The organism is Pedobacter psychroterrae, assembly GCF_004331695.1.
GTDB lineage: Bacteria > Bacteroidota > Bacteroidia > Sphingobacteriales > Sphingobacteriaceae > Pedobacter > Pedobacter psychroterrae.
In genome coordinates, this window is the sequence record NZ_SJSL01000009.1 from 109,956 (window position 1) to 131,526 (window position 21,571).

Annotated in this window: 19 protein-coding genes; all 19 read left to right on the forward strand. The window is 41.1% G+C overall.

Annotation, left to right across the window (positions count from 1 at the left end; all coding sequences use genetic code 11):
• The first annotated feature begins 5 nt into the window (after positions 1–5).
• The 19 genes from EZ437_RS20280 (at position 6) to EZ437_RS20370 (ending at position 21,541) form a co-directional block, all read left to right on the forward strand.
• The gene (locus EZ437_RS20280; protein WP_131597961.1) at positions 6–1,268 is read left to right on the forward strand and encodes a glycoside hydrolase family 71/99-like protein; all 1,263 of its coding nucleotides are present in this window, start codon (positions 6–8) and stop codon (positions 1,266–1,268) included.
• A gap of 134 nt (positions 1,269–1,402) precedes the next feature.
• Positions 1,403–2,302: a MerR family transcriptional regulator gene (locus tag EZ437_RS20285; protein ID WP_131597962.1), complete on the forward strand. Its 900-nt coding sequence runs from the start codon at positions 1,403–1,405 to the stop codon at positions 2,300–2,302.
• Positions 2,292–3,803 (forward strand): phytoene desaturase family protein, encoded by a 1,512-nt coding sequence (locus EZ437_RS20290; protein WP_131597963.1) that lies wholly within the window; start codon positions 2,292–2,294, stop codon positions 3,801–3,803. Before EZ437_RS20285 ends, EZ437_RS20290 begins: the two co-directional genes overlap by 11 nt.
• A complete protein-coding gene (locus EZ437_RS20295; RefSeq protein WP_131597964.1) occupies positions 3,800–4,636 on the forward strand; it encodes a phytoene/squalene synthase family protein in 837 nt (278 codons plus the stop codon). Before EZ437_RS20290 ends, EZ437_RS20295 begins: the two co-directional genes overlap by 4 nt.
• Positions 4,633–5,139 (forward strand): hypothetical protein, encoded by a 507-nt coding sequence (locus tag EZ437_RS20300; protein WP_131597965.1) that lies wholly within the window; start codon positions 4,633–4,635, stop codon positions 5,137–5,139. The genes EZ437_RS20295 and EZ437_RS20300 overlap by 4 nt, the downstream gene beginning before the upstream one ends.
• On the forward strand, positions 5,129–5,650 hold the full coding sequence (gene idi / locus EZ437_RS20305) for an isopentenyl-diphosphate Delta-isomerase (RefSeq protein WP_131597966.1): 522 nt from the start codon (positions 5,129–5,131) through the stop codon (positions 5,648–5,650). The genes EZ437_RS20300 and idi overlap by 11 nt, the downstream gene beginning before the upstream one ends.
• A 4-nt stretch (positions 5,651–5,654) precedes the next feature.
• Positions 5,655–6,128, forward strand: coding sequence for a sterol desaturase family protein (locus EZ437_RS20310; RefSeq protein WP_131597967.1), 474 nt, complete (start codon positions 5,655–5,657; stop codon positions 6,126–6,128).
• A complete protein-coding gene (locus EZ437_RS20315; protein ID WP_131597968.1) occupies positions 6,125–6,823 on the forward strand; it encodes a lycopene cyclase domain-containing protein in 699 nt (232 codons plus the stop codon). The genes EZ437_RS20310 and EZ437_RS20315 overlap by 4 nt, the downstream gene beginning before the upstream one ends.
• An 86-nt stretch (positions 6,824–6,909) precedes the next feature.
• Positions 6,910–8,100 (forward strand): enoyl-ACP reductase FabV, encoded by a 1,191-nt coding sequence (gene fabV, locus EZ437_RS20320; RefSeq protein WP_131597969.1) that lies wholly within the window; start codon positions 6,910–6,912, stop codon positions 8,098–8,100.
• A gap of 127 nt (positions 8,101–8,227) precedes the next feature.
• Positions 8,228–10,438 (forward strand): beta-N-acetylhexosaminidase, encoded by a 2,211-nt coding sequence (locus tag EZ437_RS20325; RefSeq protein ID WP_131597970.1) that lies wholly within the window; start codon positions 8,228–8,230, stop codon positions 10,436–10,438.
• A gap of 10 nt (positions 10,439–10,448) precedes the next feature.
• The gene (locus tag EZ437_RS20330; protein ID WP_131597971.1) at positions 10,449–11,246 is read left to right on the forward strand and encodes a HipA family kinase; all 798 of its coding nucleotides are present in this window, start codon (positions 10,449–10,451) and stop codon (positions 11,244–11,246) included.
• Complete coding sequence (locus EZ437_RS20335) at positions 11,224–11,613, forward strand: DUF3037 domain-containing protein (protein ID WP_131597972.1); 390 nt, start codon at positions 11,224–11,226, stop codon at positions 11,611–11,613. The genes EZ437_RS20330 and EZ437_RS20335 overlap by 23 nt, the downstream gene beginning before the upstream one ends.
• 60 nt (positions 11,614–11,673) lie before the next feature.
• On the forward strand, positions 11,674–12,480 hold the full coding sequence (epsC, locus tag EZ437_RS20340) for a serine O-acetyltransferase EpsC (RefSeq protein WP_131597973.1): 807 nt from the start codon (positions 11,674–11,676) through the stop codon (positions 12,478–12,480).
• 1 nt (position 12,481) lies between these two features.
• Positions 12,482–13,354 (forward strand): cysteine synthase CysM, encoded by an 873-nt coding sequence (cysM, locus tag EZ437_RS20345; RefSeq protein ID WP_131597974.1) that lies wholly within the window; start codon positions 12,482–12,484, stop codon positions 13,352–13,354.
• 113 nt (positions 13,355–13,467) lie between these two features.
• Entirely contained in the window at positions 13,468–14,964 is a 1,497-nt protein-coding gene (locus EZ437_RS20350) for a tagaturonate reductase (protein ID WP_131597975.1), read from the forward strand.
• 33 nt (positions 14,965–14,997) lie between these two features.
• Positions 14,998–16,371, forward strand: a complete 1,374-nt coding sequence (locus tag EZ437_RS20355; protein WP_131597976.1) for an MFS transporter — start codon at positions 14,998–15,000, stop codon at positions 16,369–16,371.
• Between the two features lie 29 nt (positions 16,372–16,400).
• Positions 16,401–18,026 carry an NADP-dependent glyceraldehyde-3-phosphate dehydrogenase gene (locus tag EZ437_RS20360; RefSeq protein ID WP_131597977.1) on the forward strand — a complete coding sequence of 542 codons (1,626 nt, stop codon included), beginning with the start codon at positions 16,401–16,403 and terminating at the stop codon, positions 18,024–18,026.
• 106 nt (positions 18,027–18,132) lie between these two features.
• A complete protein-coding gene (locus EZ437_RS20365; RefSeq protein WP_131597978.1) occupies positions 18,133–19,464 on the forward strand; it encodes an alpha-L-fucosidase in 1,332 nt (443 codons plus the stop codon).
• 25 nt (positions 19,465–19,489) lie between these two features.
• Positions 19,490–21,541 carry an alpha-galactosidase gene (locus EZ437_RS20370; RefSeq protein ID WP_131597979.1) on the forward strand — a complete coding sequence of 684 codons (2,052 nt, stop codon included), beginning with the start codon at positions 19,490–19,492 and terminating at the stop codon, positions 21,539–21,541.
• Positions 21,542–21,571: the final 30 nt, after the last annotated feature.

The window sequence follows — 21,571 nt, forward strand, 5'->3', positions numbered from 1 at the left end:
AGCACATGAGTAAAATTTACATCCAATTACTAATTGTATTGTTTTTTTTGAGCAATGCAATGGCCCAGATCAAGCACAGCAAAAATTCGAGGTTCAAAAGCTATAAAGGGCTGATCATGGCCGGATATCAAGGCTGGCACAATGCACCTGAGGATGGGGCGGGGCGCGGCTGGTACCATTATACATCAAAAGGAAAGTTTGAACCAGGAAGTACCAATGTAGATCTGTGGGCAGAGACTAAAGAATATCCGAAGGTATACAAAACACCTTTTCTCCATGCTGATGGTACACCTGCGTACCTGCAAAGTGCCCATGATGCCTCTACGGTAGATGTTCATTTCAGGTGGATGAAAGCGTATGGACTTGATGGCGTGTTTATGCAGCGTTTTGTAGCAGAGATCAGGGGGAAATCAGGTAGAAACCATTTTAATACTGTGCTGCGCAATGCGCTGGCTTCCTCAAGAAAATATGGCCGGGCGATATCTGTCATGTATGACCTTTCGGGGACCCGGGACAGTGTAGATGTGCCGGTATTGATCAACGACTGGAAAAATCTGGTAGACAGCATGAAGATCACCAGTCAGGGAAATAACCAGACCTATCTGTACCACAATGGTAAGCCATTGGTGGTATTGTGGGGGGTAGGATTTAACGATAACAGGAGGTATACACTTAAAGACATTGAGAAAATGATTGATTTCCTCAAAAATGACCCTGTATATGGTGGTTGCTCGGTGATGTTGGGTGTTCCTACCTACTGGCGTGAATTTGGAAGTGATACACAAAAAGATCCTCTCCTGCACAAGCTCATTTTAAAGGCAGATATTGTCCATCCATGGACGATAGGGAGGTATGATACAGAGGCGGCGTACGAACGGTATGCGGTGGTACAAAAATCCGATATACAATGGTGCCTGGAGCACAAGATAGATTATACAGGTGTCGTATTTCCTGGATTTAGCTGGCACAACATGAATCCGGGATCTCCGTCAGATCAGATACCAAGAAACAGGGGGAAGTTTTTCTGGAAACAGTTGTCTACCGCAATAAAAAACGGGGCGGAGATGCTGTATGTAGCCATGTTTGACGAAGTCGACGAGGCCACAGCCATCTTTAAGATTTCTAAAAATCCGCCAGTGGGTGCGAGTAAATTTGTAGCTTTTGAAGAAGATATCCCCTCAGACTATTACCTGTATCTTACGGGTTATGCAGGGAAGATGCTGAGGAAGCAAGTTCCTTTTATTCAGGAAGTTCCATTGCATAAGTAAGGTTTTTAGTATGGCTGATTATACATGTCGCCTTAATGTTGCAAACATACAATTGCTTTTTTATGAATAAGATTAGGGATTAACCAAATGTTTAGTATGTTTGTCTAGATTTATATTTATAAATCTAGACAAACATGAAATATTCTATATCAGATCTGGAGCAGTTATCAGGAGTGCAGACCCATACCATCAGGATTTGGGAGCGCAGGTATAAGGCACTGGAACCTATGCGTTCTGCCGGTAATACGCGCTTTTATGATGACAATCATTTGCTAAGACTGTTGAATATAGTTGGCCTTAGCAAAACGGGACTAAAAATATCTCAGGTTTGTGCTTTGTCTGATAATGAAGTAGATGACTTATTGAAAGAAGAAATAGATAAGACGCTTTCAAGCGATGCACAGTTTGAATACTACATTTCTAAGTTGCTGAACTATGGTTTGTCATATAATGAAACGGATTTCGATCAGCTGATCAGTAAATGTATCCTGGATTATGGAATGACAAGTACTTACAAGAATGTGATCTATCCTTTACTTTTAAGGCTGGGGCTGATGTGGAGAAGAGAACACATTTGTCCGGCCCAGGAGCACTTTTTGTCAAACATTATCCGGCAGAAGATGTTTGTAGCGATTAATGATCTCCCTCTTAAGTCCGGTCACGGTCCTTGCTGGCTACTTTTTTTACCTGAGGATGAAGACCATGATATAGGATTGTTATTTGCTAATTATGTACTAAGGCTGATGGGACATAAAGTATTATTTCTGGGTGCAAAAGTACCATTTGAATCGGTAAAGGATGCGGTATCCAATAATAAGGTAGCTCATTTGCTACTTTTTTTTGTACACTCCAGGCCGGTTAGTGATGCTAATGAGTATCTGAACCGCTTAAGTAATGATTTTAAAGACCTATCTATCCATATAGCAGGCAATACCAGACTGATTGAAGAACTTCAAATTGGCAGTAATGTTAGTTGGTTTAAGAGCATAGAAGAATTTGAGGATATAATAAAGGGCGTTCAGCATGTTTCATAAACCAAACACCCATATACCAGAAATTGCGGTAATAGGTTCCGGTTTTGCCGGCATCAGTGCTGCGGCTTATCTGGCCAAATCAGGTTATAAGGTAGATGTTTATGAAAAGAACAACGATCTGGGTGGCCGTGCCAGGCAACTGCATACAGAAAATGGTTATATTTTTGATATGGGCCCGAGCTGGTACTGGATGCCGGAAGTATTTGAGAAATTCTTCAATGATTTTGGCCATAAGGCAAGTGATTTTTATGAACTGGAGTTGCTGGATCCCGGTTTTTCGATAGTATTTGGGATTGATGATGTGATGGATATTCCCGCAGATTATCAATCGTTGACAGCGTTGTTTGAATCTATAGAGAAGGGGAGTGGGGAACAGCTTGCTTCGTTTTTGACGGAAGCGGAATACAAATACAAAATTGGGATGGATAAACTGGTATATAAGCCCGGATTGTCGGTTTTTGAATTTCTGGATGCAGATCTGATTAAAGGTATGTTTAAGCTGCAGGTATTTACTTCGTTTAGCAAACATGTAAGAAGCTTTTTTAAGCATCCAAAATTGATTGCTTTGATGGAATTTCCAGTGCTTTTTCTAGGTGCCATGCCGGAAGATACTCCTGCTTTATATAGCCTGATGAACTATGCCGGCTTAAAGCTGGGTACATGGTATCCAAAAGGTGGATTTGGAAAGGTGGTACAGGCGATGAAATCAGTAGCTGAAACCAATGGGGTAAAGTTCCATACAGATGAAGCAGTTGTACATTTGGAGGTAAAAGACAAATTAATTAGCAGCGTGAGAACCAAAACCCTGGATAAACGCTATGACGGGGTGATTGCAGCTGCAGATTATCACCATGTGGAGGAGCAGCTGCTGGGTAATGCTGACAGGAACTATACAGCAGCATACTGGGATAAGCGTGTGCTTGCTCCTTCCTCTTTGATCTTTTATCTGGGACTGACAAAGAGGGTTAAGCGCCTGGGCCATCATACGCTATTCTTTGAAGAAGAACTTAAACAACATGCAATAGAAATTTATAAAACCCCTCAATGGCCTTCAAAGCCACTGTTTTATGTTTGCTGTCCGTCTAAAACAGATGATAGTGTAGCTCCTGATGGGCATGAGAACCTGTTCATACTGATGCCCCTGGCACCGGATATGGAAGATAATGAAGATTTGAGAGAGAAATATTTCCATATGATCCTCGATCGTCTTGAAGCTTATACTGGTGATCAGATCCGTGTTCATCTGGATTATAAAAAAAGCTATTGCGTGTCAGATTTTAAAGCGGATTATAATTCTTATAAAGGGAATGCTTATGGGTTGGCAAATACCTTAATGCAAACAGCTAATCTTAAACCCTCCATCAGAAATAACCATATAAACAACCTTTTCTATGCTGGTCAGCTTACGGTGCCAGGCCCGGGTGTACCCCCGTCTATCATATCGGGCAATGTAGCGGCCAAACAACTTATAAAGTACTTTAACAACAAGGAAACCCTATGAAAGAAACGTTCGATAAGCTGTCTGCAGAATGCAGCAAAATAACTACTCAGCGCTATAGCACAAGTTTTTCTCTTGGAATCTATTTTTTGGCTAGAAAATTAAGGAACCCGATCTATTCCATTTATGGATTTGTAAGGTTGGCAGATGAGATTGTGGATAGTTTTCATAATTATGATAAACCTTATTTGCTGGCAAAGTTCAGGCAGGACTGTTTTGAGTCTATCGAGCATGGAATCAGTTTGAACCCTGTTTTAAATTCTTTTCAGCAGGTGGTGAATGACTATGGGATAGCAGAAGAGCTGATTGATCTGTTTTTGAAAAGCATGGAAATGGATCTTGAAGAAAACAATTATACACAAGAAAAGTACGATCAATATATCCTTGGGTCTGCGCAGGTAGTGGGCCTGATGTGTCTGCGTGTATTTACAGAGGGAAATGATGCAGCGTATGACAAGTTGAAGAATTCGGCCATGAAACTTGGTTCGGCTTTTCAAAAAGTAAATTTCTTAAGGGATGTAAATGCCGACTATAACAACCTGAGCCGCAACTATTTTCCTAATGTAAATTTGTCGGCTTTTTCTAACCTGGAGAAGAAGATTATTGAACAAGATATAGAAGAAGAATTTAAGGAAGCACTGGAAGGAATCAAACAACTTCCATCTTCATCCAGAAGTGGTGTTTATCTTGCGTATATTTACTACAAAGAATTGTTTAATAAAATAAAAAAGGTAACAGCAGAACGGGTAATGTCTGAAAGGATCAGGATCTCAAACAGCCATAAATTTGGCTTGATGTGTGATTCACTGATCAGGTATAAAATGAATGCACTATGAGGTTAATTTTGCTTTTTATATTTATTGTTGCCGCTAATGCAGCGATCGCAAATCCCGATATTACGGAGTTGAGAGAATTGTATTATAAAGCAGCGATGAGCAAAAAGTCGTGGAAGCAGCTGTCAAAATTACTTTCACCGGTAGATACTAAATCCCCAGCTGTCTTAGTTTGTTATAGAGGAGTATCAGATATGATGGAAGCAAAATATCTAGTCAGCCCCTGGAGTAAACTGAAGAGCTACAGATCCGGGAAAAGATTAATTGAAGAAGCCGTTAGGAGAGACATTAAGAACCCGGAGATTCGTTTTTTGCGGTACTCAGTTCAGACCAATTTGCCTTCTTTTCTTGATTACAAAGATGACATAGCGTCGGACAGGCTGTTTTTAATAGCCAATGTGGACCAAATAAAAGATAAGGTATTGAAAAATAATATTATACAGTACTTAACTGAAATAAAGGCTTTTAAAGAGGAAGAAATAAAAAGATTAAAAAATGACAGATGAGGTAATACTGGTCGATAGTGAAGATAATGTAATCGGAACCATGCAGAAGATGGAAGCACATGTAAAAGGAAGATTACACCGTGCGTTTTCAGTGTTTATTTTTAATACAGAAGGAGCGCTTTTACTGCAACAGCGTGCCTATGATAAATACCATTCAGCTGGTAAATGGACCAATACCTGCTGTAGTCACCCAAAGATGGGCGAAGATACACTTGATGCGGCACATCGAAGACTCAGAGAAGAAATGGGGATGGCTTGTAAACTGGAGCATGAATTTAGTTTCTCTTACCAAGCTGAAATGCCCGAGGGTATTTCCGAAAATGAATACGACCATGTTTTTTTTGGTGTCAGCAATGAACTTCCTGTTCCGGATCCGGCAGAGGTGGCGCAATATAAATACATGGACATGAACGTATTGAAAGCAGATATGGAGTCAAATCCTGATGCCTATACAGCCTGGTTAAAGATTTGCTTTGAAAGGGTAATGGAGGGATATAACAGATTATTTTAAGCTTATGAACAATTGGGTAATTAATTTATTGATTGTGCTGGCTACTTTTATAGCGATGGAAGGAGTAGCCTGGCTAACGCATAAATATGTGATGCATGGTCTGTGCTGGTTTTTGCACAGGGACCATCACGTTAAGGATAGTGAGGGATTCCTGGAGCGAAATGACTTTTTCTTTTTGATATTTGCTATTCCGGGAATCATCTGTCTTGCACTCGGTTCCTTTTATGAGGCAGATACTGCCCTCTTTATAGGTATAGGAATTACGGTATATGGAGCAGCCTATTTCTTTGTGCACGAGATATTTATCCACCAGCGTATCAAGTACTTCCGGAATACAGACAACTGGTACTTTAAAGCGATCAGAAGGGCGCATAAAATGCACCACAAACATACGACAAAAGAGCATGGTGAATGTTTTGGAATGCTTTGGGTGCCATTTAAGTATTTTATGGACAGCAAGAAAAATACTACCTCATGAAATACACCTACCTGCTGATTAACCTTTTTACGATCATTGTTCCTTTCTTGTTTTCCTTTCATCCAAAGCTCAACTTTTATAAGACCTGGCGGGCATTCTTCCCGGCGGTAACGATATCCGGACTCTTGTTTATATTATGGGATGTGTATTTTACCGGTTTGGGTGTATGGGGGTTTAATCCCGATTATCTCGTTGGAATATATATCAGCAATTTGCCTCTGGAAGAAATACTCTTTTTTTTTTGTATCCCTTACGCCTGTGTTTTTACCTATCATTGCCTCGATCTATTTATCAATAGGGCAATCGGGGATAAGACAGAAGCCATTCTGACGCCTGTATTGATCCTGATTTTTTTAATTGCGGCTGCATTTAATTATGACAAGATCTATCCATTGGTAACTTTTATCATCCTTCCGGTATCAATGATACTGACTAGATATTTGTTTAAACAGCGGTGGATTTCAAAGTTTTATGTAATATATGCGGTGCTGCTGTTTCCATTTCTTATTGTCAATGGACTGTTGACAGGAACGGGACTGAAAGCACCGGTAGTTTGGTACAATGAGCAGGAAATCATCGGTTTAAGGATCATGACAATACCTGTTGAGGATGTGTTTTATGGCATGGCCCTGATCCTGATAAACCTGCAGATCTATTTATATTTAAAACGTCCGGCTAAAAAAATCAGTGGCTAAGTTTGATAATGTGTTAAAACAATCCTTATTTTGCTGATCGATTTTTATTAACCATCTCTAATATTGCAATAAAATAAAAACTATTTATGATTATAGAGCCTAAAATACGCGGGTTTATATGCCTTACTGCTCATCCTAAAGGATGTGAACAAAACGTGGTCAACCAGATTGATTATGTAAAGTCGAAAGAACCTGTAAAAGGACCTTCAAAAGTGCTGGTGATAGGAGCTTCTACAGGATTTGGCCTGGCGTCAAGAATAACCAGCGCTTTTGGATCTAACGCGGCTACCGTTGGTGTTTTTTATGAAAAACCACCAGCTCCGGGGAAAACTGCTTCACCGGGATGGTATAATTCTGCCGCATTTGAAGAGCAGGCGCACAAAGCCGGTCTGTATGCCAGGAGCATAAACGGTGATGCATTCTCTGACGAAATCAAGCAGAAAACTATTGAACTGATCAAGGCAGACCTGGGACAGGTAGACCTGGTGATCTACAGTCTTGCTTCACCGAGAAGGACCAACCCTAAAACTGGCGTTACACACAACTCTGTACTGAAACCGATTGGTGATACTACCTTCAGCAATAAAACGGTGGATTTCCATACTGGAAAAGTTTCTGAAGTTTCGATAGCGCCTGCCAATGAAGAAGAAATTGAAAATACAGTAGCAGTAATGGGCGGTGATGACTGGGAAATGTGGATAGACGATTTAAAAGCCGCAGGTCTGCTGGCTGAAGGTGCAGTAACTGTAGCCTATTCCTACATAGGCCCTTCTGTAACTGAGGCTGTTTACCGCAAAGGTACAATTGGCCGGGCTAAAGATCATTTGGAAGCTACCGCTTTTAAAATCAGTGATAACCTCAGCGACCTTCATGGTAAGGCATATGTTTCAGTAAATAAGGCATTGGTAACACAGGCAAGTTCTGCTATTCCCGTTATTCCGCTTTATATTTCATTACTATATAAGGTGATGAAGGAAAAAGGGGTACATGAAGGAACGATCGAACAGATTCAGCGTTTATTTGCAGACAGGTTATACAAAAATGAAGTTCCTCTTGATGAAGCAGGAAGGATCCGTATAGACGACTGGGAAATGGACGAGGATGTTCAGGAAAAGGTGGCAGCTCTTTGGGCTGAAGCCACAGACGAGACTTTGCCTCAAATTGGCGATCTTCAAGGCTATAAAAAGGATTTCCTAAATCTTTTTGGATTTGATGTGCAGGGCGTTGATTATGAAAAGGATGTAGACGAAATGGTGGCTATTCCAGGCTTGGTTTAGTGTTTTAATTATTTTACACAAACGGTTGCATTGGTGAATGCAACCGTTTGTGTTGTTTCTTTGGCCTAAGGCATTATCTACTAGCTGATTATTTGGTTATTATTGTGTTAACAAATGTAACCACACTATGATCAGAATCACTCGATGGGTAATTGCTGCTGTACTATTATTGAACACTGCTTCAAGCTATGCACAGCTAAATATTATTCCGCTTCCTAAAAACATCAAAGAAAATGGCAGTTCCTTTACGGTGTCTGCAGGAACAAAGATTTTTTATGCTAAAGGCCTTAAACCACAGGCCGAGCTTTTGTTAGCAGCCTTATCGCCCGCCACAGGATTTGACCTGAAGACAGCGGAACTAACAAGTTCCGTAACAAATGGCATCGTATTGAAGCTGGACAATTCTCTCGCAGCTAATAAAGAAGGCTATCGTTTGTCAGTTAAAACTGGATTGATTACGCTTAGTGCCGGCAGTGCTGCAGGTGTGTTTTATGGTACACAGACTTTGCTGCAAATGCTTCCTGCAGAAATCTATAATAAAGCGCGTAAGAAAGATGTATCCTGGAAAATAACAGGGGTCGATATAGAAGATGCGCCATTATACGAATGGCGTGGAATGATGCTGGATGTATCGCGTTATTTCTTTGGAAAGGACTATGTGCTAAAATTTATAGACATGATGGCCATGTACAAAATGAATGTGCTGCATTTGCATTTAGTTGACGATGCAGGATGGCGCCTGGAGATCAAGAAATACCCAAAACTTACATCAGTGGGTGCCTGGAGAGGCGAAGGTGCTGAACGTACAGGTGGCTACTATACCCAGGAAGATATTAAGGAGATCGTGGCGTATGCTACTTTAAGAAATGTAGATGTTATCCCTGAGATTGAGCTTCCTGCACATACGCTGTCATCAATAGCGGCATATCCTCATTTATGCTGTACAGGTGAACAATATGTGGTACAGACACAGCATTCTATCAGCCGTGAGTTATACTGTGTAGGTAAGGAAAGTACATTTGATTTTCTGGCCGATGTATTTGAAGAGACATTTAAAATGTTTCCGTCAAAGTATTTTCATCTAGGTGGTGATGAAGCTCAGTATGACCGTTGGAAAGTCTGTCCTGATTGTCAAAAAAGAAAAGCCGATTTAGGACTCAAGACTGAAAAGGAGCTGCAGGTATATTTCAATCAGCGTGTACAGCAAATGGTAAAGAAGTACGGTAAAACGATTGTAGGTTGGGACGAAATCATTGAGGATGGCTTGAAGGAAAAAGCTGTAGGCATGATTTGGCATGATCCAAAAAAAGCTTTTAAAGCATCAGAAGATGGTCACTATTCAGTTATGACGCTGACAACTCATACTTATTTGGATATGTCGCAAAGTAGCATTCCCGGCGAAGTGAAAGCTGCAGGCTGGAGTAATCCCATCACTTTGGAAAAGGTATATTCTTTAAACCCGATGTTGAAGGGACTGGATGAGAAGTACAGGCCTCAAATACTTGGGGCACATGGAGCATTGTGGGGAGACCAGTTCATCCACGGAACACTGTTGCAGGAAATTTCCTTACTGAACGAAAACCGATCTGAAAAATACTTTGATTATTTGACGTTCCCACGTATGTCGGCACTTGCAGAAGTATCCTGGACACCGTTAGCCAAACAAGACTTTGGTGATTTTGAGAAGCGTTTGAGCAGTCATTACAGAAAGTATGATAATGCAGGGTACGGATACCGCGTACCTGTACCTAAGCTTGTTAGTAGTGAGCAAGCCAATGGAGGGTATTTAATTAAGGTGGAAAATGTGGTGAAGGGAGCAGAGATCAGGTATGCTATTGATGGTATACGGGCCAATGCATATTCCGCAGTTTACACAGGACCGGTACAGGTGAGCCAGTTGAAAGATTTTAGTGCTGTTACTGTGGTGAATAGAGACGTTTACTCGCTGCCTTTGTACTTTCCGGAGAAGTACGAAAAGTTTCAAAAAGACGGGGAGTTGATCGGTGAGTGGAAGCCTTCATTAATCGAGGGTGAACAATTTTCTATCTTTGAAATGAATGCTTCAGGTAAGGTCAATGGCAATGGTGAATACCAGGTTAGCTTTTGGTTTACAGAAGGAAGTTCACGTCTGGAAATTAAATCTATAGAAGTATATAAAAATGGTGTTGAGATAACTGAAGATGTTCATGACGGCTTTACCGGTAGTGCTGCCGATCGTAACCGGTATAAATTTAATATCAGCGGGTACGAAACAGGAGCAGTTTTTACGATTAAGGCAAATGTGCGCGGAGATATCAGCAATGATTCAAATGGAGCAGTTTTTATAAAGAAATTGTAACTTAGGGGCTATGAATAATAGCCATCCTCAGTTGAGGACAGTGAATGTGACCCGTTATGTAACCCCTTTGAGGGAAGGCGGGTCTATGCCGGCCATTGCCGAGGCAGATGATGAGTTTCTTTATGTACTTAAATTCAGGGGTGCAGGTCAGGGAGTAAAAGCCCTGATTGCAGAAATAATAGGAGGTGAACTGGCAAGGGCCTTGGGTTTTAAGGTTCCTGAAATTGTGTTTGCGAATCTGGACAAAGCATTTGGCCGTACAGAACCTGATGAAGAGATACAAGATTTATTGAAAGCAAGTGTAGGGCTGAATCTGGCACTGCACTACCTTTCAGGTTCCATTACATTTGATCCAACAGTAGCAGTAATCGACTCCAAACTGGCCTCACAAATTGTGTGGCTGGATTGTTTGCTGACCAATATGGACCGGACTGCAAGAAATACCAATATGTTGTTTTGGCATAAGGAACTCTGGCTGATAGATCACGGTGCCGCATTATATTTTCACCATTCTATGGAGAACTGGGAAGAACAGGCTAAAAAACCATTCATTTTGATCAAGGATCACGTTTTATTACCCCAGGCCTCTGAGTTGGATGAGGTGGATGAAGCATTTAAAGCCATGCTAAGCGATGAGCTAATAGAGGAGATAGTGTCGTTGATCCCAGTAGACTGGCTATCTCAGGATCTTGAAGAGGAATCTGCAGAAGACCGTAGAAAAGTATACGCTGCCTTTTTAAAATCAAGAGTAGCAAATTCTCAAATTTTTGTAAAAGAAGCGAAGCATGCAAGGTCAGGACTTATTTGAGTATGCAGTGATCCGGCTGGTGCCCAGGGTAGAGCGGGAGGAGTTTTTAAATGTGGGACTGATCTTGTATTGTGCCAGGAAAAAGTATTTGAAAGCGGTATTTACACTGGATGAAGTACGCTTAACTGCCTTTTGTAAAGATTCTGATCTGATGGAATTGAACAGAAACCTGGATGCTTTTGTAAATATCTGTAAAGGATCGGCAGAAGGCGGTCCTATCGGGCAATTGGATATCGCTTCCAGGTTCCGTTGGCTTACGGCAACCAGGAGCACCGTACTCCAGAGTTCAAAGGTACATCCTGGATTTTGTAAGGATCCTGAAAAGAAATTACAACAACTTTACAGTGAAATGGTTCTTTTGCCCTGAAAGCACTCGCAAATAGGAAATAATTTTCTTTCTTTTACAGTTTCAAATACCATTACTAAAATGAGCGAGGAGTTTTACCTTCATATATTTAATAAGCAGCGCGGTATAGAAGCCGTTCCTTCCAATGCAGAAGTTGCAGAATGGGCCCTGGGACTATTGGATCTTATCTATCCTGAGCGGCTGACCTCACCAGACTATTCTATCAATGAAATTAAAAGATCATTTGCAAGGCAGCAAAATGCTTTGATAAGTCTGTTAAATGCTACAAAGGCATGTGAGAATAGTGATAATGAAAAGATCGTAGCAGGAATATTTGAGCAACTTCCGGAAATGTACCGGAAAATGAACACCGATATCAACGCCATCCTGCAAGGGGACCCCGCGGCTAAAAGCGAGTTTGAGATCATTAGAAGTTACCCTGGTTTTCTGGCCATCGCACTCTATAGGATCGCTCATGCATTACTGGAGGCAAATGTTCCGATCATTCCCCGGATACTGACTGAATATGCACATTCTATTACAGGTATTGACATTCACCCGGCGGCTAAAATAGGGGAATATCTGTATATAGATCATGGAACGGGACTGGTAATAGGCGAGACCACCGTGATCGGTAACCATGTAAAGCTTTATCAGGGAGTGACACTAGGCGCATTGAGCGTGGAGAAATATATGGCCAATACCAAAAGGCACCCAACTATTGAAGACCATGTGATCATCTACTCTGGAGCAACGATATTGGGTGGTGAAACTATAATAGGGCAGAATTGTATCATTGGCGGGAATGTATGGCTTACTAAAAGTGTTCCGGCAGGATCAACGGTATACCATCAGTCGGCAGTAAAAGTTGAAACCAAGAATTTATAGCATGGGAAATATCATAGATTTTGTGGGGAATACCCCTTTAGTTGAAATCCAAAAGCTGAATCCAAATCCCGCTGTAAAGATTTTTGCCAAACTGGAAGGAAATAATCCCGGAGGGAGTGTCAAAGACAGGGCCGCATTGAATATGATCCGTAGTGCGATAGAACGGGGAGATATTAAAAAGGGAACTAAGCTAATCGAAGCGACTAGTGGAAACACTGGTATCGCACTAGCCATGATAGCAGGGATTTATGAGCTTGAAATTGAACTGGTGATGCCGTCGAGTTCAACGAGAGAAAGAACACTCACTATGGAAGCTTACGGAGCTAAAGTAACGCTGCTGGAATCAATAGAAATATGCCGGGATTATGCAGATGAAAAGGGCGCTACCGAAGGTTATTTTATACTAGATCAGTTTGCCAATCCTGACAACTATCTGGCACATTATAAGACTACAGGTCCGGAGATCTGGAAGGATACGAATGGTCAGATCACCCATTTTGTGAGTTCGATGGGGACAACCGGAAGTATCATGGGGAATTCTATGTTTTTGAAAGAACAGAATCCGGAAATTCAGATCGTAGGATGTCAGCCTACCGAAGAATCGGCTATTCCAGGTATCAGAAGATGGCCTGAAGCCTATTTGCCCAGGATATTTGATCCGTCAAGAGTAGACCGGGTAATGGATGTTTCACAACAGGAGGCGACAGAAATGGCGAGGAAACTGGCAAAGACAGAAGGTGTTTTTGCCGGTATGAGCAGTGGTGGGGCTATGGCATGTGCCTTAAAATTAGCAGCCGAATTGGAATCCGGACTAATTGTGTTTATTGCCTGCGACCGTGGTGACCGGTATCTTAGCAGTGATCTGTTTGGCTAGGTAGCCGAGATTTTTTGTGGCTGCACGATAACGATTGCGTAAATAAATTCAGCAGGAAGTATTTATTCTTTGTAAATATTATGTAGAATTGTTTTGCACAGCATCGCTTGTATATGATTATAGCCAAATATATTTTAGACAGTATCGAGATTGAAAACGTTGTCATTCCTGATGGTGAGTTATTAAATCTACCTGAGAAAGTACTGCAGTTCGGGACAGGTGTTTTATTAAGGGGACTTCCTGATTATTTTGTAGATAAAGCCAACAGAGCAGGAATGTTTAACGGCAGAATAGTTGTCGTTAAATCGACCAGCAAAGGCGATCTGACTGATTTTAAGCAGCAAGACAACCTGTATACCATCTGTGTAAGAGGCATTGAGAATGGGAAAAGTATAGAAAAAAATATCCTTTGTTCTTCCATAAGCAGGGTATTGTCGGCTTATGGCGAATGGGAAACTATATTGGACGTAGCCAGAGATCCTAATGTGCAGGTTTTTATTTCTAATACAACAGAAGTAGGGATCGTTTTATTAAAAGAAAGTATCCATCAATCTCCACCAGAATCATTTCCTGCAAAACTATTGGCTTCATTGTATGCACGGTATAAAGCACTGGGTGATGATGAGCGCGCAGATCTTGTGGTAATAGCTACAGAGCTGATTCCTGATAATGGAAAAAAACTCGCGGCAATTGTGGATGAATTAGTTGTTTTCAATGAACTGGAAACTGAATTCACTGTATGGCTAAAATCGCGTGTCAACTTCTGTAATTCATTGGTTGACCGGATCGTACCGGGAAAACCAGATGATCAGACACTTTTGAAGCTTGAAGAGCAGTTGGGATATGAGGATAACCTGCTGATCATGGCCGAACCTTACAGACTATGGGCAATAGAGGGTGGTGCGAAAGTTTCGGCGTTGCTTAATTTGGAAGCGGCAGACACCGGAGTTATTGTAAAGCCTGATATCGAAATCTACAGAGAATTAAAGGTTAGGTTGCTGAACGGATCGCATACCCTCACTTCAGCGATAGCTTATTTATCCGGTATTGAGACAGTGGCAAGCGCGATGGCTGATGAGGCCCTGAAAAGTTATATTACCGATGTGATGGAGTCTGAAATCATCCCAGCCATTCCATACGAAATTAATGGAAATGAAGCGATAGATTTTGCCCGGGCGGTATTGGATCGATTTGCCAATCCTTACATAGAACATCTTTGGATCAATATTACTTTTCAATATACCATGAAGCTCAAGATCAGAATATTACCCGTTCTGTTTAAGTATTACCAGTTGAACAATAAGGTTCCGCAACATATCGCTTTTGGTTTTGCGGCCTATTTGTTATTTATGAGGTGTGATCAACAAGATGGAAATAAATATTTTGGAAATTACAAAGGGAAGCTATATCCGATCACTGATGATAAAGCAGCCTATTTTTATGATAAAAGTAAGTTGGATGAAGCCGAATATGTAAGTTCTGTATTGTCTGACAGCTCATTATGGGAAGCAGATTTATCAAGTCTTGAAGGATTTATTGAAGCAGTAGCAGATAATTATCAGTATATTTCAACACATGGAATGACAATGGCATTGTCCAAAACAGATTAAACCTAATTACCTTACCACATACAACCAAATATAATGAGTGAAAAGAAAGTACCCAATTACAGATGGACGATCTGTGCCTTATTGTTTTTTGCTACAACGGTCAATTACCTGGACCGCCAGGTATTGAGTTTACTAAAACCCCGGCTGGAAGAAATTTTTGGCTGGAGTAATAGTGATTATGCTAATATAGCTTCCGTATTTCAATTTACCTATGCCATATCTATGCTGTTTGCCGGACGTATCATTGATAAGTTGGGTACTAAAAAAGGATATGCCTGGGCCATCATCATATGGTCAGTAGGAGCGATAGTACATGCGCTTGCTATTCCTATAGGTCAGGGTATTTCCACCATTTTGGGTTTCATTGGAATCGGTGCGGTATCCATTTCCGTAGCCGGATTTATGTTTTCAAGAGCTTTATTGGGGTTTGGTGAATCGGGTAACTTTCCTGCGGCAATCAAAGCTACGGCAGAATATTTCCCAAAAAAAGAACGTTCTTTTGCAACGGGAATTTTTAATTCCGGGACAAATGTAGGTGCAATACTTGCACCGCTTACCGTTCCATATATAGCTACGCATTGGGGCTGGGAAGCTGCATTTTTAGTGATAGGTGCGATTGGATTTCTATGGTTGATATTTTGGTATAAATATTATGATAAGCCAGAGAAATCATCAAGATTGTCTCCTGAAGAATTTAGCTATATTAATGAGGGCGAGCCTGAAGTGGTCACTCCGGTAGATGAACCAGTGGCTGCAGAGGCAAAGATATCCTGGTTTAAATTGCTTGGATACAGACAAACCTGGGCCTTTACTGCAGGTAAATTTATGACCGATGGCGTATGGTGGTTCTTCTTATTCTGGCTGCCGGCCTATCTTAAAGATGGGTATGGTATGGTTGATACGCAGGTGATGCTGCCACTTGTAGTGTTATACAGCATGACTATGTTTGGAAGTATCGGGGGTGGTTATTTCCCAATGTACTTTATAAATAAAGGTCATTCCCCCTATGATGGAAGGATGAAAGCCATGCTTTTAATTGCTGTAATTCCATTAGTTGTACTTGCAGCGCAACCATTGGGCCATATTACGTTTTGGATGCCGGTGATACTGATAGGAGTCGGTGCCTCTGCGCATCAGGCATGGTCTGCCAATCTCTTTACAACTGTTTCTGATATGTTTCCAAAGAAAGCAATCGGATCAATAGTGGGTATTGGAGGCATGGCAGGTGGAATTGGCGGTGTGCTAGTAACTAAAGTCGGCGGTGCTTTATTTGATAAATACAAAGCGCTTGGGCACATTGAAACTGGCTATACGATTATGTTTGCTTTTTGTGCAGTAGCTTATTTGATTGCCTGGAGCATTATGAAATTATTGGTGCCCAAGTATAAACCTATCACCAACTTATAACCCTAATTTATACCTAATAACTTATATAAATGAATTTTAAAGATCAGATCGAGTCAATTTTTATTGACGAGCAGGCGATTCCTGAAGAATTTAGACTGGAAAGAGAAGTCCACCAGCGTGAATACCTGAGCAATGGTGAAATGCATTCATGGAACGGCGAGGTACATGAAGTATTATCTCCGGTATGTATAAAGACTGCTGAGGGACTTAAACGTAAGGTGATTGGAAGTTACCCTCTTTGCGATGAGAAAGAAGCTGCTGAGGCGCTTAGTGCGGCGGTAGCCGCTTATAACAATGGAAGAGGTGAATGGCCTACCATGAGTGTGGCAGACAGGATTACTTGTGTGGAAAAATTCACACATAAGATCATCGAGAAAAAAGCAGAAGTGGTAAAATTGCTTATGTGGGAGATCGGTAAGTCACATGGGGATTCTGTAAAGGAATTTGACCGTACTGTTGAATATATTTATGCTACAATCGATGCATTAAAAGACCTCGACCGCCAGTCATCCAAGTTCAGTATAGAGCAAGGCATAGTTGCACAGATCAGAAGATCACCATTGGGCGTGGTCTTATGTATGGGACCGTTTAACTACCCGCTTAATGAAACTTTTACCACCTTGATCCCTGCACTGATCATGGGCAATACCTTGTTGTTTAAACCACCCAAGCACGGTACGCTTTTGCATTATCCTTTGCTTACTGCATTCAGAGATTGCTTTCCCAAAGGAGTAGTCAATACCATATATGGAAGGGGCAATAAGATCATTCCTGACCTGATGAAATCCGGTGACATCAATGTACTTACATTGATCGGCTCTAGTAAAGTAGCAAACGAACTAAAGAAGTTGCACCCTAAAGTAAACCGCCTCCGTGCAATATTGGGGCTGGATGCAAAAAATGCCGCCATCATCACAGCAAAAGCCGATATTAAGCTTTCTGTACAGGAAACTGTATTGGGTTCCTTATCATTCAATGGGCAGCGCTGCACTGCTCTGAAGATCATATTTGTGCACAGAAGTCTTGCGGATGAGTTTTTAACTGAACTGTCTGATGCGGTTTCTAAGCTTAAGTTTGGTATGCCTTGGGAGGCAGGAGTATCACTTACGCCATTGCCGGAGCCCCATAAACCAGCGTATCTTAAAGACTGTATCAGTGATGCTGTTGAAAAAGGTGCCCGTGTAATAAATGAAAATGGTGGTGCAACCAATGAATCTTTTGTATTTCCGGCAATAGTATATCCAGTAAGTAAAGGAATGAAGTTATATACTGAGGAACAGTTTGGTCCGGTTATACCTGTAGTACCTTTTGATGATGTGGAAGAAACGATAACATACCTGATTGAATCTACTCATGGACAGCAGGTAAGTATCTTTAGCAATGACGATGAGGAGATTGCAAAACTGATAGATCCGTTGGTAAACCAGGTGAGCCGGGTTAATATCAACTGCCAGTGTCAGCGTGGCCCTGATGTATTTCCATTTACGGGAAGAAAAGACAGTGCTGAAGGAACATTATCAGTAATTGATGCATTAAGATCCTTCTCTATCCGGTCTCTGGTAGCAACCAAACTCAATGACAGTAACAAGCATCTGATTAATGAAATTGTGGATAGTAATAGATCTAATTTCCTGAGCACAAAGTATTTATTTTAGAAATTACTATAATGCCAATTTTACATAATCAATTGGCATTATTACAGAATTAGTTTGTTGCTTTCCTACTTACTTTGTTGCAACCAAAAATGTAACTTATATAAGTATGAAAAAAAGCATTTTGCTACTGACCGGACTGGTATTGTTGACCTGCTCGGCAATTGCTCAAAAGAATTACCTGCAAGAATCTAAGGCTGACAAGGTTAAGCGGATGCAATGGTGGACAGATGATACATTTGGGATGTTCATCCACTGGGGCCTTTACGCAGTACCCGCAGGAGAATATAACGGTAAGGGAGGCGGAGCTGAATGGATCATGGAAACCCATAAGATTCCTACTGCAGAATATGAGAAATTTGCCGGGCAGTTCAATCCCCAAAAATTTAATGCGAAAGAATGGGTACAGATTGCTAAATCGGCGGGTGCGAAGTATATAGTCATCACTTCCAAGCACCATGACGGGTTTAGCATGTGGGACAGTGAGGTTACCGGGTATGACATTATGGATGCTACACCATTTAAAAGAGATATTTTAAAGGAGCTTTCTGATGCCTGTAAGGCAGCCGGTATTAAATTTTGTTTGTATCATTCGATCCTGGACTGGCACCAGCCAGACGCTAAATCTAAGGATTATCTTCGACAAGCGATTGAACATCCTGATTTTAATAAATACAGAGAAACGTATTTGAAACCGCAACTTGCAGAGCTGATCAGGAAGTATAACCCTGAGGTACTTTGGTTTGATGGAGAATGGATTCCAGAATGGTCAGAACAGCAAGGAAAAGATTTGTATAATTACCTGCGCAACATCAAGCCATCGTTGATTATAAACAATCGTGTAAGCAAAGCCAGAGGCGGTATGGAAGGCATGAATAAGTATGAAAATGCGGCTGGTGATTTTGGTACACCTGAACAGGAGATACTGAAGGGCGCATCACAAGACTATTGGGAGAGCTGTATGACATTAAATGGCAACTGGGGTTATGTAAAGAACGACAACAATTGGAAATCCGCTCAGTTGCTGATTGATAACCTGGTAGATATTGCTGCCAAAGGCGGCAATTATTTGCTGAATGTTGGTCCGACTGCAGAAGGACAAATTCCTGCCCAAAGTATAGAACGGCTGGCTGAAATGGGAAAATGGCTGGCTATAAATAAGGAAGCCATCTATGCCACCAATGGTATAGCGAATTATAAAGAAGGAGATCATATCAAATTCACGCAAAGCAAAGATGGTAAAAGCACCTATGCATTATTTAACAAGTATGAAAATAATGAATTGTTGCTGACTAGTGTACAACCAAAAACTGGATCGAAGATCTATATGCTTGGTGTTAATAAACCACTTAGCTGGACTAAAAATGGGGATGCTATAACGATAAAGCTTCCTGAGCAGCTGCCTGGTAAATATACCTGGACTTTAAAGATTCAACATTAAGAATTAACATCACAATAATTAATTTATGTTCAGACAGTTCCGTTTATTGTGTGTGTGCTACGTCCTGATATTCGTTTTACCTCTTAATGCGACTCCTGTAAGTTTTGCAAAACCCGGTGACCAAATAAGTATACCCTTTGGGTCTGCCTCTAAAATAGTTTTTGATACTAAAGCAAAGACTTATAATGTTTTCTCGGCCGGCATAAAGATTATCTCGAACGCCTATAGTTTAGTTAAAAATAATCGTCAGTCGATTACCAGCAAGGACTATGATGAAGTAAAACCCATTGTATTGGCAATTAATGATGGATTTGGGGACGGGAAAAAATATACCATTGTGCTGAGTAAACCTGGTTTGCCCAGTCTGGAGCAGGTATTCTATGTCTATCCCGGGCATGAGTATTTTCTTACGGAAGTCTCTCTGAAAGGGACAGATCTGAAGAGCAACTATATGTCTCCTTTAGTGTCAAATGAAGTGAACATCAGTGCCAATGGAGAGAACAGGACACTCTTTGTGCCGTTTGACAATGATACTTTCATCCGTTACAATGCGAAATCGATGAATACTGATATGGAGAATACCAGTTCAGAAGTCGGAGCGGTTTATGAAAATCAAAGCAGAAAAGGACTAATCCTGGGATCGGTAGAACATATGGTCTGGAAAACGGGTGTCTTTAGTAAGGGTAAGTCTGGTCAACTGACTGATCTTCGCATCTGGGGCGGTTATTCTGATGAGAAAGTAACCCGCGACAAAATAGAACACGGATACCTTTCGGGTAATGTAATAAAGTCGCCAAAAGTATTTGTCGGTTATTTTGCAGATTGGCGAAAAGGAATGGAAGCCTATGGTAAAGCCAACCGGATACAGGAAGTGCCGTATGTGTTTAACTGGACTAAGCCCGTACCATTTGGCTGGAACAGCTGGGGTGTGATACAGGAAAAACTGACATTTGAGAAGGCAACAAAGGTGGTTGATTTCTTTGCAGATGAAATTCCTGCATTTAGAAATGGACAAACGGCATATATTGATCTGGATTCCTTTTGGGATAATTTTACGGGTGGTATGAAGGGTGATTATGGAAAGCTTAAAGAGTTTGCCGATTACTGCAAAAGTAAAGGTTTGGAACCAGGTGTATATTGGGCACCGTTTACAGACTGGGGGTTTAAATCAACCCGCGACAGAGAAGCAGAGGGAAGCAAGTATAAGTTTTCGGAAATGTGGACGAAAGTAAATGGATTGTACCATGATTTTGACGGGGCAAGGGCGTTAGACCCAACACATCCCGGAACTTTGAGGCGTGTGGATTACATTGTAGATAAGCTGAAAACATGTGGTTTTAAAATGATTAAAATCGATTTTTTGGGGCATGCAGCTGCTGAATCGGATATTTTCTATGATAAATCAGTAACAACAGGAATGCAAGCCTATAAAATGGGAATGGAGTATTTGGTAAACAGGCTTGATGGTCAAATGCTGATTTATGCGGCGATATCGCCAGGCATGGCAACGGGAAGATATGCTCATGTCAGAAGAATAGCCTGTGATGCCTGGAAAACCATAAAGGATACCGAATATACACTGAATAGTGTCAACTATGGATGGTGGCAGACCTATGTATACAATTACATTGATGCCGATCATGTTGTTTTCGGAGCTGAAATTGATAGAAGTAACAAAGCCAGATTAACCTCCTCACTGATCACCGGAACATTGATCACTGGAGATGATTTTTCTGCAGATGGAAAATGGAATGATGCCGCCAAAAAATGGCTGCAAAATCCGGAACTTTTAAAAATATCAGCATCCGGCAAAGCATTTATGCCAGTTGAGGGAAATACCGGCGACAAAGCCACAGAAGTATTTATGAGGTTGATAGAGGGGGAGGTCTATGTTGCGCTTTTTAATTTTGGCAACCAAAATAAAGAATTTAATATCACATTGGATAGGCTGGGGTTAAAAGGCACTGCATACAATGCAAAGGAGCTTTTCAGCAATCAATCGCTGACAATAGGTAAAGCTATTAAAGTAGATCTGATGGGTAGCGATGCCGCAATTATTAAATTCAAAATAAAGTAATAATTTCGTAGATAAATCAAATCATTCACA

Excerpts from the sequence above, each read along its gene's own strand:
- EZ437_RS20280 (WP_131597961.1), top strand. The coding sequence starts at position 6 with ATGAGTAAAATTTACATCCAATTACTAATTGTATTGTTTTTTTTGAGC.
- EZ437_RS20285 (WP_131597962.1), top strand. The coding sequence starts at position 1,403 with ATGAAATATTCTATATCAGATCTGGAGCAGTTATCAGGAGTGCAGACC.
- EZ437_RS20290 (WP_131597963.1), top strand. The coding sequence starts at position 2,292 with ATGTTTCATAAACCAAACACCCATATACCAGAAATTGCGGTAATAGGT.
- EZ437_RS20295 (WP_131597964.1), top strand. The coding sequence starts at position 3,800 with ATGAAAGAAACGTTCGATAAGCTGTCTGCAGAATGCAGCAAAATAACT.
- EZ437_RS20300 (WP_131597965.1), top strand. The coding sequence starts at position 4,633 with ATGAGGTTAATTTTGCTTTTTATATTTATTGTTGCCGCTAATGCAGCG.
- idi (WP_131597966.1), top strand. The coding sequence starts at position 5,129 with ATGACAGATGAGGTAATACTGGTCGATAGTGAAGATAATGTAATCGGA.
- EZ437_RS20310 (WP_131597967.1), top strand. The coding sequence starts at position 5,655 with ATGAACAATTGGGTAATTAATTTATTGATTGTGCTGGCTACTTTTATA.
- EZ437_RS20315 (WP_131597968.1), top strand. The coding sequence starts at position 6,125 with ATGAAATACACCTACCTGCTGATTAACCTTTTTACGATCATTGTTCCT.
- fabV (WP_131597969.1), top strand. The coding sequence starts at position 6,910 with ATGATTATAGAGCCTAAAATACGCGGGTTTATATGCCTTACTGCTCAT.
- EZ437_RS20325 (WP_131597970.1), top strand. The coding sequence starts at position 8,228 with ATGATCAGAATCACTCGATGGGTAATTGCTGCTGTACTATTATTGAAC.
- EZ437_RS20330 (WP_131597971.1), top strand. The coding sequence starts at position 10,449 with ATGAATAATAGCCATCCTCAGTTGAGGACAGTGAATGTGACCCGTTAT.
- EZ437_RS20335 (WP_131597972.1), top strand. The coding sequence starts at position 11,224 with ATGCAAGGTCAGGACTTATTTGAGTATGCAGTGATCCGGCTGGTGCCC.
- epsC (WP_131597973.1), top strand. The coding sequence starts at position 11,674 with ATGAGCGAGGAGTTTTACCTTCATATATTTAATAAGCAGCGCGGTATA.
- cysM (WP_131597974.1), top strand. The coding sequence starts at position 12,482 with ATGGGAAATATCATAGATTTTGTGGGGAATACCCCTTTAGTTGAAATC.
- EZ437_RS20350 (WP_131597975.1), top strand. The coding sequence starts at position 13,468 with ATGATTATAGCCAAATATATTTTAGACAGTATCGAGATTGAAAACGTT.
- EZ437_RS20355 (WP_131597976.1), top strand. The coding sequence starts at position 14,998 with ATGAGTGAAAAGAAAGTACCCAATTACAGATGGACGATCTGTGCCTTA.
- EZ437_RS20360 (WP_131597977.1), top strand. The coding sequence starts at position 16,401 with ATGAATTTTAAAGATCAGATCGAGTCAATTTTTATTGACGAGCAGGCG.
- EZ437_RS20365 (WP_131597978.1), top strand. The coding sequence starts at position 18,133 with ATGAAAAAAAGCATTTTGCTACTGACCGGACTGGTATTGTTGACCTGC.
- EZ437_RS20370 (WP_131597979.1), top strand. The coding sequence starts at position 19,490 with ATGTTCAGACAGTTCCGTTTATTGTGTGTGTGCTACGTCCTGATATTC.